The 14,015-nt window shown below is 74.3% G+C and carries 12 protein-coding genes, 1 pseudogene and 1 riboswitch; of the genes and pseudogenes, 3 read left to right on the forward strand and 10 right to left on the reverse strand.

All coding sequences use genetic code 11. The annotated features are described in order from the left end of the window. Positions 1 to 10: 10 nt before the first annotated feature. The 8 genes from hisG to IQ279_RS08320 form a co-directional block, all read right to left on the reverse strand. Positions 11 to 859: an ATP phosphoribosyltransferase gene (gene hisG / locus IQ279_RS08285; RefSeq protein ID WP_206347687.1), complete on the reverse strand. Its 849-nt coding sequence runs from the start codon at positions 857 to 859 to the stop codon at positions 11 to 13. A gap of 133 nt (positions 860 to 992) precedes the next feature. Next, a complete protein-coding gene (locus IQ279_RS08290; protein ID WP_093656614.1) occupies positions 993 to 1,265 on the reverse strand; it encodes a phosphoribosyl-ATP diphosphatase in 273 nt (90 codons plus the stop codon). Positions 1,266 to 1,299: 34 nt separating this feature from the next. Then, positions 1,300 to 1,785 carry a 6,7-dimethyl-8-ribityllumazine synthase gene (gene ribH, locus IQ279_RS08295; protein ID WP_093656616.1) on the reverse strand — a complete coding sequence of 162 codons (486 nt, stop codon included), beginning with the start codon at positions 1,783 to 1,785 and terminating at the stop codon, positions 1,300 to 1,302. 94 nt (positions 1,786 to 1,879) lie between these two features. Beyond that, a complete protein-coding gene (locus IQ279_RS08300; protein ID WP_206347688.1) occupies positions 1,880 to 3,268 on the reverse strand; it encodes a bifunctional 3,4-dihydroxy-2-butanone-4-phosphate synthase/GTP cyclohydrolase II in 1,389 nt (462 codons plus the stop codon). After that, positions 3,265 to 3,966 carry a nicotinamide mononucleotide transporter family protein gene (locus IQ279_RS08305; protein WP_206347689.1) on the reverse strand — a complete coding sequence of 234 codons (702 nt, stop codon included), beginning with the start codon at positions 3,964 to 3,966 and terminating at the stop codon, positions 3,265 to 3,267. The genes IQ279_RS08300 and IQ279_RS08305 overlap by 4 nt, the downstream gene beginning before the upstream one ends. Continuing rightward, the gene (locus IQ279_RS08310) at positions 3,963 to 4,610 is read right to left on the reverse strand and encodes a riboflavin synthase (RefSeq protein ID WP_206347690.1); all 648 of its coding nucleotides are present in this window, start codon (positions 4,608 to 4,610) and stop codon (positions 3,963 to 3,965) included. Before IQ279_RS08310 ends, IQ279_RS08305 begins: the two co-directional genes overlap by 4 nt. After that, on the reverse strand, positions 4,611 to 5,726 hold the full coding sequence (gene ribD / locus IQ279_RS08315) for a bifunctional diaminohydroxyphosphoribosylaminopyrimidine deaminase/5-amino-6-(5-phosphoribosylamino)uracil reductase RibD (protein WP_206347729.1): 1,116 nt from the start codon (positions 5,724 to 5,726) through the stop codon (positions 4,611 to 4,613). A gap of 211 nt (positions 5,727 to 5,937) precedes the next feature. Next, a riboswitch (FMN riboswitch) is annotated at positions 5,938 to 6,068 on the reverse strand. Between the two features lie 149 nt (positions 6,069 to 6,217). Beyond that, a complete protein-coding gene (locus IQ279_RS08320) occupies positions 6,218 to 7,486 on the reverse strand; it encodes an ROK family transcriptional regulator (protein WP_206347691.1) in 1,269 nt (422 codons plus the stop codon). Positions 7,487 to 7,545: 59 nt separating this feature from the next. Here IQ279_RS08320 and IQ279_RS08325 point away from each other — a divergent pair, with 59 nt between their 5' ends. The 3 genes and pseudogenes from IQ279_RS08325 to IQ279_RS08335 form a co-directional block, all read left to right on the forward strand. Continuing rightward, a complete protein-coding gene (locus tag IQ279_RS08325; protein ID WP_206347692.1) occupies positions 7,546 to 8,739 on the forward strand; it encodes an MFS transporter in 1,194 nt (397 codons plus the stop codon). A gap of 219 nt (positions 8,740 to 8,958) precedes the next feature. Continuing rightward, on the forward strand, positions 8,959 to 10,377 hold the full coding sequence (locus IQ279_RS08330) for a uracil-xanthine permease family protein (RefSeq protein ID WP_206347693.1): 1,419 nt from the start codon (positions 8,959 to 8,961) through the stop codon (positions 10,375 to 10,377). Positions 10,378 to 10,589: 212 nt separating this feature from the next. After that, positions 10,590 to 11,237 (forward strand): annotated as a pseudogene (locus IQ279_RS08335) (DUF5995 family protein); the annotation flags it as partial. A gap of 92 nt (positions 11,238 to 11,329) precedes the next feature. Here the strand turns inward: IQ279_RS08335 and IQ279_RS08340 are convergent. Then, positions 11,330 to 13,036, reverse strand: a complete 1,707-nt coding sequence (locus tag IQ279_RS08340; RefSeq protein WP_206347694.1) for a flavin monoamine oxidase family protein — start codon at positions 13,034 to 13,036, stop codon at positions 11,330 to 11,332. A 116-nt stretch (positions 13,037 to 13,152) separates the two neighbouring features. After that, positions 13,153 to 13,977 carry a carbon-nitrogen hydrolase family protein gene (locus IQ279_RS08345; protein WP_206347695.1) on the reverse strand — a complete coding sequence of 275 codons (825 nt, stop codon included), beginning with the start codon at positions 13,975 to 13,977 and terminating at the stop codon, positions 13,153 to 13,155. Between the last annotated feature and the right edge of the window lie 38 nt (positions 13,978 to 14,015).

The raw sequence follows: 14,015 nt of genomic DNA on the forward strand, positions 1-14,015 counted from the left end.
GCCGGCGGCCTCAGAGGCGGCAGGCGTGGATGCCGGTGGTGAGGATCGCCCGGGCACCCAGTTCGTACAGGTCGTCCATGATCCGCTGGGCCTCCCCGGCGGGCACCATGGAGCGCACCGCGACCCAGCCCTCGTGGTGCAGCGGCGAGATGGTGGGCGACTCCAGGCCCGGGGTGAGGGCCACGGCCTGCTCGACCTTCTCGGCGCGGATGTCGTAGTCCATCATCACGTAGCGCCGGGCCACCAGGACGCCCTGCATGCGGCGGAGGAACTGCCGCACCTTGGGGTCGTCGGCCGGTGCTCCGGTGCGCCGGATGACGACGGCCTCGGACTCCAGGATGGGCTCGCCGATGATCTCCAGTCCGGCGTTGCGCAGCGTGGTGCCGGTCTCGACGACATCGGCGATGATCTCGGCGACGCCGAGCTGGATGGCGGTCTCCACCGCGCCGTCGAGGCGGACGACGGAGGCGTCCACCCCGTTGTCGGCCAGGTGCTTGGCGACCAGGCCGGGGAAGGAGGTGGCGATGGTCATGCCGCCGAAGTCGCCGACACCGCCGGCCGTGCCGGGGCGGGTGGCGTAGCGGAAGGTGGAGCCGGCGAAGCCGAGCCGGAGGATCTCCTCGGCGGCGGCCCCGGAGTCCAGCAGCAGGTCGCGGCCGGTGATGCCGATGTCGAGCTTGCCGGAGCCCACGTAGACGGCGATGTCGCGGGGGCGGAGGAAGAAGAACTCGACCTCGTTGTCGCTGTCCACCAGGACCAGCTCGCGGCGGTCCTTGCGCTGCTTGTAGCCGGCCTCATGGAGCATCGCCGACGCAGGCTCGGACAGTGAACCCTTGTTGGGGACGGCGATGCGCAGCATGGGGCGGTCTTCCTTCGCTTCTTCGGGCCGGTGCGAGCGGCGCGCGGTGGGGTCGTGCGGGTGGAGTGGTGCGGTGGTACGGGCGGGGGCGCGGTCGGCGGTGACGGCGCCGGCGAGGTTGCGGGGGCGCTTCCTACAGGTGAGCGTATACGTCGTCGAGGCCGATACCCCGGGCGACCATCATCACCTGAAGGTGGTACAGCAGTTGGGAGATCTCCTCGGCGGTGCGCTCGGCTCCCTCGTGCTCCGCGGCCATCCACACCTCGGCGGCCTCCTCGACGACCTTCTTGCCGATGGTGTGGACGCCCGCGGCCACCAGTTCGGCGGTGCGGGAGGTGGCGGGGTCGCCGGTGGCGGCCTTCTGCTGGAGCTCGCCGAAGAGCTCCTCGAATGTCTTGTTCGCCATGGTGCCCCCTACCCTACGCCGGTCGCGGGGCCGCTCACCGCCAGGGTTCGGCGACGGTGCGCAGGACGGCGGCCGTGGCGACGGCGGCGGTGACCGCCTCGTGGCCCTTGTCCTCGCTGGAGCCCTCCAGCCCGGCGCGGTCCAGGGCCTGCTCCTCGGTGTCGCAGGTCAGCACGCCGAAGCCGACGGGAACGCCGGTCTCCACGGAGACCTGGGTGAGGCCGGCGGTGACGCCCTGGCAGACGTAGTCGAAGTGCGGGGTGCCGCCGCGGATGACGACGCCGAGGGCGACGACCGCGTCGTAGCCGCGGGCGGCCAGCACCTTGGCGGCGACGGGCAGCTCGAAGCTGCCGGGGACGCGCAGCACGGTGGGCTCGTGGATGCCCAGCTCGCCCAGGGCTCGCAGCGCGCCGTCGAGCAGGCCGCCCATCACCTTCTCGTGCCACTGCGCGGCGATCACGGCCACGCGCAGGTCGCCGCAGTTCTTGACGGTCAGTTCGGGGGCGCCCTTGCCGCTCACGTTGCTCCTCGTCGACGGGTGTTCGATGGACAGGTGTAGAGGTGGGGTGTTACGGGTGTGGATGTGCGGGCGGGGTGTTACGGCGGGGCCGGTGTCACTGGCCGCCGCAGACGGGGACCGGTTCGCCGTCCAGCCAGGGCAGGTCGTGACCCATGCGGTCCCGCTTGGTGCGCAGGTAGCGCAGGTTGTGCTCGCCCGCCTGGACGGGCATCGGCTCGCGGCCGGTGACGCGCAGGCCGTACCGGGCGAGGGCGCCGGTCTTGTCGGGGTTGTTGGTCATCAGCCGCAGGGAACGCACGCCGAGGTCGGTAAGCATCCGCGCGGCGGCGGCGTAGTCGCGGGCGTCGGCGGGCAGGCCGAGTTCCAGGTTGGCGTCGAGGGTGTCGCGGCCGGCCTCCTGGAGCTGGTAGGCGCGCAGCTTGGACAGCAGGCCGATGCCCCGGCCCTCGTGTCCGCGCAGGTAGACCACCACACCACGGCCCTCGGCGGCCACGCGGCGCAGGGAGTCCTCCAGTTGGGGGCCGCAGTCGCAGCGCAGGGAGCCGAACACGTCGCCGGTCAGGCACTCGGAATGCACTCGCACCAGTACGTTCTCGGCGCCCTCGACGTCCCCGGTGACCAGGGCGATGTGCTCCACGCCGTCGGCGGTGGAGCGGTAGCCGTGGGCGCGGAAGCCGCCGTGGGCGGTGGGCAGGGAGGTGACGGCCTCGCGGCGGACGACGGGGACGGCAGGGGTGGCGGGGGCGGGGACTGCGGCGGGCGCGGGGACGGAGGGAGCGGCCCGCTCGCGGGAGCGGCGGTAGGCGATCAGCGCCTCGATGGAGACGATCGCCAGACCGTGCTTGCGGGCGAAGGGCACCAGCTCGGGCAGGCGCAGCATGGTGCCGTCCTCGCCGGCGATCTCCACGATGGCGGCGGCGGGGCGCAGTCCGGCCAGCCGGGCGAGGTCGACCCCGGCCTCGGTGTGGCCGGGGCGCTCCAGCACGCCGCCGGGGCGGGCGCGCAGCGGGAAGACGTGGCCTGGGCGCACGAAGTCGCCGGCCTCGCGGGCCGGGTCGGCCAGCAGCCGGATGGTGGTGGCGCGGTCGGCGGCGGAGATGCCGGTGGTCACGCCGTGGGCGGCTGAGGCGTCCACGGAGACGGTGAAGGCGGTGCCCATCGACTCGGTGTTGTCGCCGACCATCTGCGGCAACTCCAGCCGCTCCAGCTCGCCGGCCTCCATCGGGGTGCAGATCAGGCCGCGGCACTCGCTCATCATGAAGGCGACGATCTCGGGCGTGATCAGCTCGGCCGCGACGATGAGGTCGCCCTCGTTCTCGCGGTCCTCGTCGTCGACGACGACCACCGGGCGCCCGGCGGCGATGTCGGCGATCGCTCGCTCGACCGGGTCCAGCGCCGGGACGTCGCCGGCCGCACCGCCGAACGCGTCGGCCGCTGCCTCGGATTCGGCGGTGCGCGGGTTCCAGGGGTGCAGCACGGTCATGCCGGGGCTCCTTCCAGAGCGGAGTCGTTCGCCGCCTTCGCGCGGGAGCGCAGCCACCAGTCGCGCAGGCCCCACAGGACGAGGACGAAGTAGATGACGTAGACCAGGCCGGAGAAGGCCAGGCCGCTGCCGAAGGCGAGCGGGACGCCGACCAGGTCCACCAGCAGCCAGGCGAACCAGAACTCCACCCATCCGCGGGCCTGGGCGACCATCGCCGCCAGGGTGCCGACGAAGATGTAGGCGTCGGCCCACGGGCTCCAGGACAGTTGCGGGTAGAGCGTGAACAGTCCGCCGACGGCGAGGGTGCCGGCGGCCGTTCCGGCCAGCAGCCACCCGCGTTCGCGCCAGGTGGCGAACCGTACGGTGATCCTGCCGTCGGCGCTGTCGGCCGCGCTCCCGTGGTCCTCCGCGGAAGCGGGGGCTCCGCGCCGCCACTGGTACCAGCCCCACACCGCGACGCCGATGACCAGCAGCTGCTTGCCGACGCCGCCCGAGAGCTGGGCGGAGGCGTAGGCGGCGACCAGGATGAGCCCGGCCAGGAACTGCGCGGGCCAGGTCCAGATGGAGCGGCGCCAGCCGAGGGCGAGGGCGATCAGGCCCATGACGTTGCCGACCATGTCGGACCACTTCACGCTCTGGCCGAACGCCTCGAAGGCGGTGCCGTTGAGGGCCCCGTCGAGCCACTCCAGCGCGCTCATCGAACGGCCCCGGCAGCACCGGCGGACTCGGCTGTTCCGGCTGTTCCGGCGGCGGCGCGGTGGCCGAGCAGCCGCTCGACGTACTTGGCCAGGACGTCCACCTCCAGGTTGACCGGATCCCCGACGCCCTTCACGCCCAGGGTCGTCAGGGCGAGGGTGGTGGGGATGAGGCTGACGGTGAAGTCCGTCCCGCCCGCCTCGACGACGGTGAGACTGACGCCGTCAACGGTGATCGAGCCCTTCTCGACGATGTAGCGGGTGAGTCCGCCCGGAGCGGCGATCCTGACGATCTCCCAGTTCTCGCCGGGTACGCGCTCGGTGATGGTGCCGGTGCCGTCCACGTGGCCCTGGACGATGTGGCCGCCCAGCCGTCCGCCCAGCGCCATGGGGCGCTCCAGGTTGACGCGGTCGCCGGCGGACAGGGCGCCGAGGCCGGAGCGCTTGAGGGTCTCGGCCATGACGTCGGCGGTGAACTCGCCGCCGGAGGTGTCCACGACGGTCAGGCAGACGCCGTTGACCGCGATCGAGTCGCCGTGCTTCGCCCCCTCGGTCACCAGCGGGCCTCGCAGCCGGAAGCGGCTGGACTCGGCCATTTCCTCGACGGCGACGACCTCGCCCAGCTCTTCGACGATTCCGGTGAACACTCAGGACTCCTTGGACACGTGGACGGCGGGGGCGGGTGCGGCGGGCACGGCGGGCACGGCGTCGATGCGCAGATCGGGCCCGATGCGTTCGACCGCGGTCACCGTCAGCCGCAGCACATCGGCGATGGTGGCGATTCCGGCGCCTGCCAGGGCCGCGGGCCCGGCGCCCAGGAGGGCCGGGGCGAGGTAGGCGGTGACCCGGTCCACGGCGCGGGCGGCGACGAAGGCCCCGGCCAGGGTCGCGCCGCCCTCCAGCAGCACGGACCGCACCGCGCGGTCGTGGAGGGCCGTGAGCAGCGCGGCGACGTCCAGACCGCCGCCGGGCCCGCCGGCGCGCGGCAGCCGCACCACCTCGGCGTGCCCGTCGAGGTGGGCGGTGGCGGCCTCCGGCAGGTCGTCGGCGACGGCGACCAGGGTGGGGGCCTCGCCGTCCAGGACACGTGCGCCGGGCCGGACGGCGCGGGCCTCGGTGTCGGCGACGACGCGCAGCGGCTGGACCGCGCCGGGGACACCTCGCACCGCGAGGTGGGGGTCGTCGGCGCGGGCGGTGCCGGAGCCGACGAGCACGGCGTCGGCCTCGGCGCGCAGCCGGTGGACGTCGGCGCGGGCGGCGCCGGAGGTGATCCAGCGGCTGGTGCCGTCGGCGGCGGCGGTACGGCCGTCGAGGGTGGCGGCGTACTTCCAGCGCACGTACGGGCGGCCCAGACGCACGGCGGTCAGCCAGGGGGCGTTGACCTCGGCGGCCTCCTCGGCCAGGAGGCCGCCCTCGGTGTCGACCCCGGCGGCGGCCAGGGTGGCCGCGCCGCCGCGGGCGGCGGGGGTGGGGTCGGCGACGGCGTAGACCACCCGGGCGACGCCGGCGTCGAGCAGGGCGCGGCTGCACGGGCCGGTGCGGCCGGTGTGGTCGCAGGGTTCCAGGGTGACGACGGCGGTGCCGCCGCGGGCCGACTCGCCCGCCTCGGCGAGGGCGTGGACCTCGGCGTGGGGACCGCCGGCACGCCGGTGCCAGCCTTCGCCGACGACGTGCCCGGCGGCGTCGAGGACGACGCAGCCGACGACGGGGTTGGGACTGGTGGAGCCGAGACCGCGGGCGGAGAGGGCTACGGCGCGGCGCATGGCGTCGCGTTCGCGCTCCCGCACGGCGGGTGCTGCGGCTTCGGTGGCCACCGGGTCCTCCTGCCTCTTCGGGCACGGACTCCGGGGCGGTACGGGAAACGAGCGGCCTCGCGGGATGGACGGGACGCCGGAGCGCGGGGCCGGACTCTCCGGGCCCGGCTGAGCGCCCGAGAATCCGCCTGCGGCGGCGTACCGGCCGTCTCACGGCCCGCCGCGCACTGCCTCCCATCCGGACTTTGACCGTCGGTCCAGGAATTTCACCTGGTCAACCGGCCGCTGGCAGCGGCCGGGTCGCGGACTGTAACCGCCGGTTCGGAATTTCACCGACCCCGGAGTGCGCTTGACGTTGGTACGCGGCCAGTGTGCCACGTCCGGATAGGGCAGCACTAGAGAGGGCCTGTGGACCGGCTCACAGCGGCAAGCGGCGCATCGGCCCGTACCCGCAGCTCGGCGGGCCCGCCGGGCCCGCGACGGCGGCTGTTCACCTCGCGTCACCGCGGGTTGAACAGCTCCCGCCGCGCCGCGTCCAGCGCCGTCACCAGGCCGCCGCCGAGCACAGGGCTTCCCTCGACCGTGCCGCACAGCACCTCGGTGGCCAGCGGGGACATCCCGGCCAGCCGGCCGGCCACCCGTTCCGCAAGGGGCTGTCCCCCGGCCCGCCCCACCTCCCCGCCGAGCACCACGCAGCCGGGGTCGAGAACCGATGCGACGGCGGCGGCGCCCACGGCGATCCGTTCGGCCAGCGCGTCCAGGAACGCCTCGGCGCCGGCTCCCGCCCCGCCGGCCACCGCGGCGCGGACCACCGCCTCCGCGGCGCGGACGCCGTCCCCGGTGGCGTGCCGCGGCGGTCGCAGGCCGTGCCCGCGCGCCAGCGCGCACACCGCCGCGGCACCGGCCAGGGAGTGGAAGCCGCCGTCGCAGACCGTCGCCGACGGCGGTCCGGCGGTGCCGGGCACCGGCAGGAAACCGACCTCGCCGGTACCACCGGAGGCGCCGCGGCGCAGTGCGCCGTCCAGGATCACGGCGGCTCCCACCCCGTGCCCCAGCCAGAGCAGGACGAAGGTGTCGCGGCCGCGCGCCGCGCCGAGGCGGTGCTCGGCGATGCCCGCGAGGTTCACCTCGTTCTCCAGTACCACCGTCACGCCCAGCCGTTCGCGGATCGCGGCCGGGACGCGGGCGTGCCAGGCCGGCAGCGTGGTGCTGCGGCCGAGGGCTCCGGTGGCCGGGTCGATCATGCCGGGGGCACCGACGGTGACGGTGTGCAGCGCGGCGACGCCCGCCTCACGCAGCGCCTGCCGCAGGGCGGTCGCCGTCCGCTCCGCGGGGTCGCCCCCGCCGCCTCCGCCGTCCGCACCGTCTCCGCCGTCCGCGACGGGCAGTTCCGCGCCGCCCGCCGCGCCGCCCGCGAGGTCGGCCAGGGCGAAGGAGACGCCTGTGGTGCGGACGTCGACGGCCGCGACGTGGGCGCGTTCGGCGACGAGGCCGTACAGCCGGGCGTTGGGCCCGCGGCGGCTCCCTCCCGCCTCGCCGGCGTCCCGGACCAGCCCGTCCTCGGCCAGGCGCCGCAGCAGGTCGGCGACGCTGGGGCGGGACAGCCCGGTCAGCTCCTTGAGCCGGCCGGCCGTCAGGGGGCCGTGCTCCACCAGCAGTTCCAGCGCGATCCGGTCGTTGATGGCGCGGGCCGTGCGGGGCGAGGCGGTACGCGCGGGACGGACCGGAGGGGTGGGGGCGCCGGGCTCGGGCCGTGGGGGCGTGGTCATGCGGGAATCCTCGCAGATTTTCTTTTTCATTCAGGAAGCCTTCCTGATAGTTTGCGCGCATGCCCTCCTCACCCATCGGCCGGGCCCGGCGCTCGGTCGCCCTGGTCTTCGCCCTGCACGGCGCGGTCTCCGGCGGTTTCACCACCCGCATCCCCTGGCTCCGGGATCAGCTCGACCTGAGCAACGGCCAGTTGGGCCTCGCCCTGGCCTTCCCCGCGATCGGCGCCTCGCTCGCCATGCCGCTGGCCGGGCGCGTCGTGCACCGCCACGGCGGACGGGCGGCCGTACGCGTCCTGCTCGCCCTGTGGTGCGCCTGTCTCGCCCTGCCCGCCCTCTCGCCCCACCTGGCCGTGCTCTGCGCCGCGTTCCTCCTCCTGGGCGCCACCGCCGGGATGGCGGATGTGGCCATGAACGCCCAGGGGGTGGAGGTGGAACAGCGCCACGGCCGCTCGATCATGTCCGGGCTGCACGGCATGTGGAGCGTGGGCGCACTGCTGGGATCGGCGGCCGGCGTGGGCGCCGTCCACCTCGGTCTGGACGCCCGGATCCACCTCGCGCTGGCCGCCGCCGTCCTGGTCGCGGCCGTTCCGGCCGCCTGCCGCGGTCTGCTGGACGTACGCCCCTCGCCGGGGCAGGAGGCGCCGCCGCGCTTCGCGCTGCCGCCGCGTTCGGCCCTGCTGATCGGTGCGGTGGGCATGTGCGCGGTGCTCGCCGAGGGCGCCTCGATGGACTGGTCCGGTGTCTACCTCCGGGACGTCACCGGCGCTTCGGCGACGGTCGCGGCCGCGAGCTACACCGCGTTCGCCTGCACCATGGCCGCCGCCCGCCTGGCCGGCGACGCCGCCGTGCACCGTCTCGGCCCGGTGCGCACGGTGCGGATCAGCGGCGTCCTGGCCACCGCGGGCGGCGCGCTGGTGGTGACCGCGCCCGGACCGGTGGCGGGCGTCGCCGGGTTCGCCCTGCTGGGCGTCGGGATCGCCGTGGTGGTGCCGCTGGCCTTCGCCGCGGCCGGGCACAGCGGTCCGGCTCCCGGGCAGGCCATCGCCGGCGTCGCCACCATCACCTACACCACCGGGCTGGCCGCACCGACCGTCATCGGTCTCCTGGCCGAACTGGTCTCGCTGCGGGCGTCCTTCGCCCTGGTCACCGCCGCGACCGCCGTCCTCGTCCTGGCCGCCGGGGTGCTGGGCGCCCCGCGCCGGGGCGGCGTCGTCGCCCGGGCCGCCGGGGAGGCGCGGGCGGAACTGCGCTGAGGTCGGGCGGGGACGGGCCGGGAGCGGGGGCGACGTTCCCGGCCGGAGGGGCCACCCGGCTGGCATGGCGGGTCGTTCCCGCCGCACACCGCCGACTGACATCGTCAAAGGCGCCCCGTACCATGTGGGCCGATCGATTCCGGTCACCCCCGATCACACCCCGGCGCGCTCCGAAGCGCGCCGGAACGCACCACCGCGCGAGCACGAAACGGAGCACCCATGGGCCTCGGTCTGCGCTGGACCCTGCACGGCGACGGTCGCACACCGGCGCCCGGAGCCGTCGTACGGCCCGACGAACGGCTGTCGTGGCCGCGGACGGCCGGGCTGGGGGTACAGCACGTGGTCGCCATGTTCGGCGCCACCTTCGTCGCCCCGGTCCTGATGGGCCTGGACCCGAACCTGGCCATCATGATGTCGGGCGTCGCCACCATGGTGTTCCTGCTCATGACCCGTGGCCGGGTGCCGAGCTATCTGGGCTCCAGCCTCTCCTTCGTCGGCGTCGCCGCGGCGATCCGGGCGTCGGGCGGCGACAGCGGGACGATCACCGGGGCGCTGCTGGTGGTCGGCGTGGTGCTGCTGCTGGCCGGCCTGGTGGTGCAAAGGTTCGGCGCGCGGGTCATCCACGCCGTGATGCCGCCCGTGGTCACCGGCGCGGTCGTGATGCTGATCGGCTTCAACCTGGCGCCGGTGACGGCCTCCACGTACTGGCCGCAGGACCAGTGGACGGCGCTGCTGACCATGCTCTTCACCGGGCTCGCGGTGGTGGCGCTGCGCGGTTTCTGGTCCCGTGTGGCGATCTTCCTCGGGCTGGTCTTCGGCTACGTCGTCTCCTGGATCATGGACCTGGTCTTCGGGAAGATCCACTCCCCGGCGGGCGGCGGGGAGGCCGTCGACCACTGGCGGCTGGACCTCTCGGGCGTCTCCGAGGCCGACTGGATCGGGCTGCCCTCCCTCCACGCCCCCGAGTTCCAGTGGTCGGCGATCCTGGTGGCGCTGCCGGTGGTGATCGCGCTGATCGCGGAGAACGCGGGCCATGTGAAGGCCGTGGGCGAGATGACCGGCGACCCGCTCGACGACAAGCTGGGCACCGCGATCGGCGCCGACGGCGCGGCCACGGTGCTGTCCACGGCGGTCGGCGGCCCGGCCACCACCACGTACTCCGAGAACATCGGGGTGATGGCCGCCACCCGCGTCTACTCCACCGCCGCTTACTGGGCCGCCGCCTGCTTCGCCGTGCTGTTCGGGCTCTGCCCGAAGTTCGGCGCGGTGATCGCCGCGATCCCCGGCGGCGTGCTCGGCGGGATCACCGTGATCCTCTACGGCATGATCGGCCTGCTCGGCGCGCAGATCTGGCTCGCGGGCCGGGTGGACCTGCGCAACCCGCTGAACCTGGTGCCGGTCTCGGCGGGCGTCATCATCGGCGTCGGTGGCGTCAGCCTGGAGATCACCGACAGTTTCGAGCTCAACGGCATCGCGCTGGGCACCATCGTCGTCCTCACCGGCTACCACGTGCTGCGGGCGCTGGCCCCGGCGCACATGCGCGCCCAGGAGCCGCTGCTGGACGAGGGCACCTCCTCCTACGACACCGGCGCCGGCGGCGCGGAGGGCGCGAACGGCACCGGTCTCGGCGGGCGGTAGGCGCCCCCGAACGGACGGTCGCCCCCTGCCGCCCGCCGACCGCCGCTCCCCCCGCGGGCAGTGGTCCGCCGTCCGTTCGGGGGTCGCCCGATCCGGCGGACTTCCCGCTCTCCCCCCTGCGTCCGGCCCCTTTCTGCCACGCTGAGCGCATGACGATGACGCAGTCCGGGTCCGCCGCGGGCAGGACCGACGAGGCGGGCGGGGCGGAGGGGATGGACGGAGTGATCGCGCGGATGCGCTCGCTCCAGGAGGAACTGCCGCCGCACGACGGGGTGGCGGCCTTCAACCGGGTCTATCTGTCCGTGACGCTGGCGGTGCGCCACAGCCTCGTCGACGGTCTCCTGCCCCGCCCCCGCTCCGCGGCGACCCTGGCGGCGGTCTTCGCCGGCCGCTATCCGGCCGCCGTCGACCTGGCCGCCGCCGGGGAGCCCGTCCCCGCCTGCTGGCGCCCGCTGTTCCGGGCGCGCCACCACACGGGCCTGCACCCGGCGCAGTTCGCGCTGGCGGGGGTCAACGCGCACATCGGGTACGACCTGGCGCTGGCCGTGGTGGACACCGCCCGGGCGCACGGGTGCGAACCTTCCGCGCTCCAGGGCGCGTTCGACCGGATCGGGGACGTCCTGGTGGAGCTGGAGGAGCGGATTCGCGAGGATCTGGCGCCCGGTCCCGGCCCGCTGGACGTCGCCGACCCGCTCACCCATCTGATCGCCGGCTGGAACATGGAGCGGGCCAGGGAATCGGCCTGGTCGGCGGCGCGGATGCTGTGGAGCATGCGGCGACTGCCGGATCTGGCCGAGGAGTTCACCCGCCGGCTGGACACCGGAGCGGGCCTGGTGGGCCGCTTCCTGCTCACCCCGCTGGAGCGCCGCCCGGACGCCCGGCGGGAGATGTCCCTCCAGGCGTCCGGGTGCGCCTCCCGGCCGTCCCGGTCCGCGCAGGCCTCCCGGCCCGCTCAGTCCTCGGGGAGTTCGACCGGGGCGATCTCGTCGTAGACGTCGCCCGGCCCGGGGTTGGCGGGGTCGGTGGAGCCGCCGAGGTGGTGCATCACGCCCCACACCGCGTTGAGGGCGGTCTGAACCGCGCCCTCGGCCCAGCCGGCCGTCCAGGAGATGTCGTCGCCGGCGAGGAAGACGCCCCGCTTGTCCTCGGGCAGCCGGTCCTGCGCGAAGTGGGTGAACAGCCTGCGCTGGTAGCGGTAGTGGCCCGGCAGGTTGGCCTTGAAGGCCCCCATGAAGTACGGCTCGTTCTCCCAGGAGACGGTGACCGGGTTGCCGGTGATGTGCTTGCGGACGTCGACGTCCGGATAGATCTCGCGCAGGGACTTGAGCATGACCTCCAGCCGTTCCCGGGGGCTGAGCGGCAGCCACTTCAGGGAGTCGTCGCACCAGGTGTACGACAGGCACATCACGGCCGGCCGGTCCGGGCCGTCGTCCAGCAGGTAGGTGCCCCGCGTCATGCGGTCGGTGAGCGTCATGCTCATCACGTCCCGGCCGGTGCGCTCGTCCTTGTCCAGCCAGAACGGGCGGTCCACCGGCACGAACAGCTTGGAGGACTCCATGTAGTGGGTCCGCTCGATCGCCGTCCAGTGGTCGATGGGGAACAGGTCGTCGTCACAGTCGATCTTCGACAGCAGCATCCACGACTGGGCGGTGAAGACCGCCGCCCGGTAGGTGCGCACGTCGCCGGTGGCGTCGGTGACGGTGATGCGGTTGCCCGCGGTGCGGTGCAGCCGGGTCACTGCCGGACGCGGGTCGCCGCCGTGCAGGGACTTCAGCGAGGTGCCCGCCGGCCAGTGCACCAGCTTGGCCGGCTCGCGCTCCCACAGCCGCAGCGGGAGCTGCTGGCTGCCGCCGACGATGCCGCGGTGGTCGTCGTCGGCGCCTGTGTAGACGACCCGCAGGATCTCCAGGATGGAGTTGGGGAAGTCGGTGTCCCAGCCGCCGGTGCCGAAACCGACCTGGCCGAAGATCTCCCGGTGGCGGAAGGAGGAGAACGCCGGGGAGTCGCACAGGAAGCCGTAGAAGGTCTGGTTGTCGAGCTTCTCCACCAGGCGTGACCAGATCTCGCGGATGCGCGGCACGTCGCGCGTCCGTATGGCCTGCTGCATGCCGGAGAAGTCGGCGCCCTCCTCCAGGCAGGCGTTCCACGCCTCCATCACCCGGTGGTAGACCTCCGGCAGGTCGTCCAGGGTGCGGGCGTAGTGGGACTCGCCCTTGAGGTCGACGACGGTGGAGGGCGTGTCGGGCGCCAGCGGATTGGGGAACGGCTTGGTCTCCAGGCCCACCAGGTCCGCGTAGTGCCAGAAGGCGGTGGACGACGGCGGGAAGCGCATCGCGCCCATCTCGGCGGTCAGTTCGGGGTCGCAGCCGTCGAAGCGGGCCGTGCGCAGCCGCCCGCCGATCCGGTCGGCCTCGTAGACCACCGGCTTCAGGCCCATCTTCATCAGCTCGTACGCGGTGACGATCCCCGACAGTCCGCCGCCGACGACCGCGACCTCGGTGCCGTGCTCGGTGGCGGGCACCTGGCCGAGACCGGCGGGGTGGGCGAGGTAGTCGTCGTAGGCGAAGGGGAAGTCCGGGCCGAACATGGTGACGGGCGGCTCGGTCCGCGCCTGTGCGTGCTGCTCGTCGTGGACGGCGGCGGGCACCGTGGAGGTCATGGATGGTTCTCCTGGTGGTACGTGGCGGGCTGTGTCCGGGCGGTCGGCCCGGGCCGGCGGCCGGCGGCGGTGCCGGGTGGGGCGGGTCGGTACGGGGGCGGCGCGGGGCCGGCCCCTCAGGTGAGCGAGGCGTACAACTCGGGGCGGCGGTCGCGCAGATACGGGTTGTCCGCGCGCGACGCCCTCAGCCGCCCGGGGTCGACGTCGGCGGTGATCAGGTCCTCCCCCGCTCCCGCGCGGGCGCGGACCGTGCCGTCGGGGGCGGCAAGGCAGCTCAGTCCGGCGAAGGTGATCGCACCGCCGTCACCGTTCCCGTCCGCGCCCTCGGTGCCGCAGCGGTTGGCGTAGGCGATGTAGAGCTGGTTCTCGAAGGCGCGGGCCGGCAGAAGGGTCTCGGCGACGATCTCGTACGGCCGCATCAGCGCGGTCGGCACCAGCAGCAGCTCGGTGCCGGCCAGCGCGTGGGCGCGGACGTTCTCCGGGAACTCCACGTCGTAGCAGACCAGCATCCCGACGCGGACGCCGTCGAGGTCGGCCTGGACGACGGGGGTGTCGCCCGGGCGGAAGGCCGAGGTCTCGAAGCCGCCGTACAGATGGGTCTTGCGGTAGTCGGCCAGCCGGGCGCCGTCCGGGCCGACGAGCCCGGCGGAGTTGTACACCGCGTCGCCGTCGCGCTCGGGGTAGCCGTAGGCGACGGCGATCCCGTGCTCGGCGGCGATGCGGGAGACCGCCTCGCCGCCGGGGCCATCGGCGGGCTCGGCCAGCTCCGCCACCCGCTCCCCGATCGCGTACCCGGTCAGGTACATCTCGGAGGCGACCAGCAGCCGGGCCCCTCCCGCGGCGGCCTCGCGGGCGGCGCGGTCGAGGGCGTCCAGGCTGTCCGCGGTGGAGCCGGGGACACCGCCGGGGCCCTGGAGCAGCGCGGTGCGCAGCGGCGTCATGGGACCTCTTCGCGTTCACGTCGGACAGCCGTACCGGG

This window comes from Streptomyces verrucosisporus (assembly GCF_017114865.1).
Lineage (GTDB): Bacteria > Actinomycetota > Actinomycetes > Streptomycetales > Streptomycetaceae > Streptomyces > Streptomyces fenghuangensis.

What these genes read in the sequence shown, in the direction of transcription:
- IQ279_RS08340 (WP_206347694.1), bottom strand. Translation starts at nt 13,036, where the DNA reads ATGACCTCCACGGTGCCCGCCGCCGTCCACGACGAGCAGCACGCACAG.
- IQ279_RS08305 (WP_206347689.1), bottom strand. Translation starts at nt 3,966, where the DNA reads ATGAGCGCGCTGGAGTGGCTCGACGGGGCCCTCAACGGCACCGCCTTC.
- ribD (WP_206347729.1), bottom strand. Translation starts at nt 5,726, where the DNA reads ATGCGCCGCGCCGTAGCCCTCTCCGCCCGCGGTCTCGGCTCCACCAGT.
- IQ279_RS08290 (WP_093656614.1), bottom strand. Translation starts at nt 1,265, where the DNA reads ATGGCGAACAAGACATTCGAGGAGCTCTTCGGCGAGCTCCAGCAGAAG.
- IQ279_RS08300 (WP_206347688.1), bottom strand. Translation starts at nt 3,268, where the DNA reads ATGACCGTGCTGCACCCCTGGAACCCGCGCACCGCCGAATCCGAGGCA.
- IQ279_RS08320 (WP_206347691.1), bottom strand. Translation starts at nt 7,486, where the DNA reads ATGACCACGCCCCCACGGCCCGAGCCCGGCGCCCCCACCCCTCCGGTC.
- hisG (WP_206347687.1), bottom strand. Translation starts at nt 859, where the DNA reads ATGCTGCGCATCGCCGTCCCCAACAAGGGTTCACTGTCCGAGCCTGCG.
- IQ279_RS08345 (WP_206347695.1), bottom strand. Translation starts at nt 13,977, where the DNA reads ATGACGCCGCTGCGCACCGCGCTGCTCCAGGGCCCCGGCGGTGTCCCC.
- IQ279_RS08325 (WP_206347692.1), top strand. Translation starts at nt 7,546, where the DNA reads ATGCCCTCCTCACCCATCGGCCGGGCCCGGCGCTCGGTCGCCCTGGTC.
- IQ279_RS08330 (WP_206347693.1), top strand. Translation starts at nt 8,959, where the DNA reads ATGGGCCTCGGTCTGCGCTGGACCCTGCACGGCGACGGTCGCACACCG.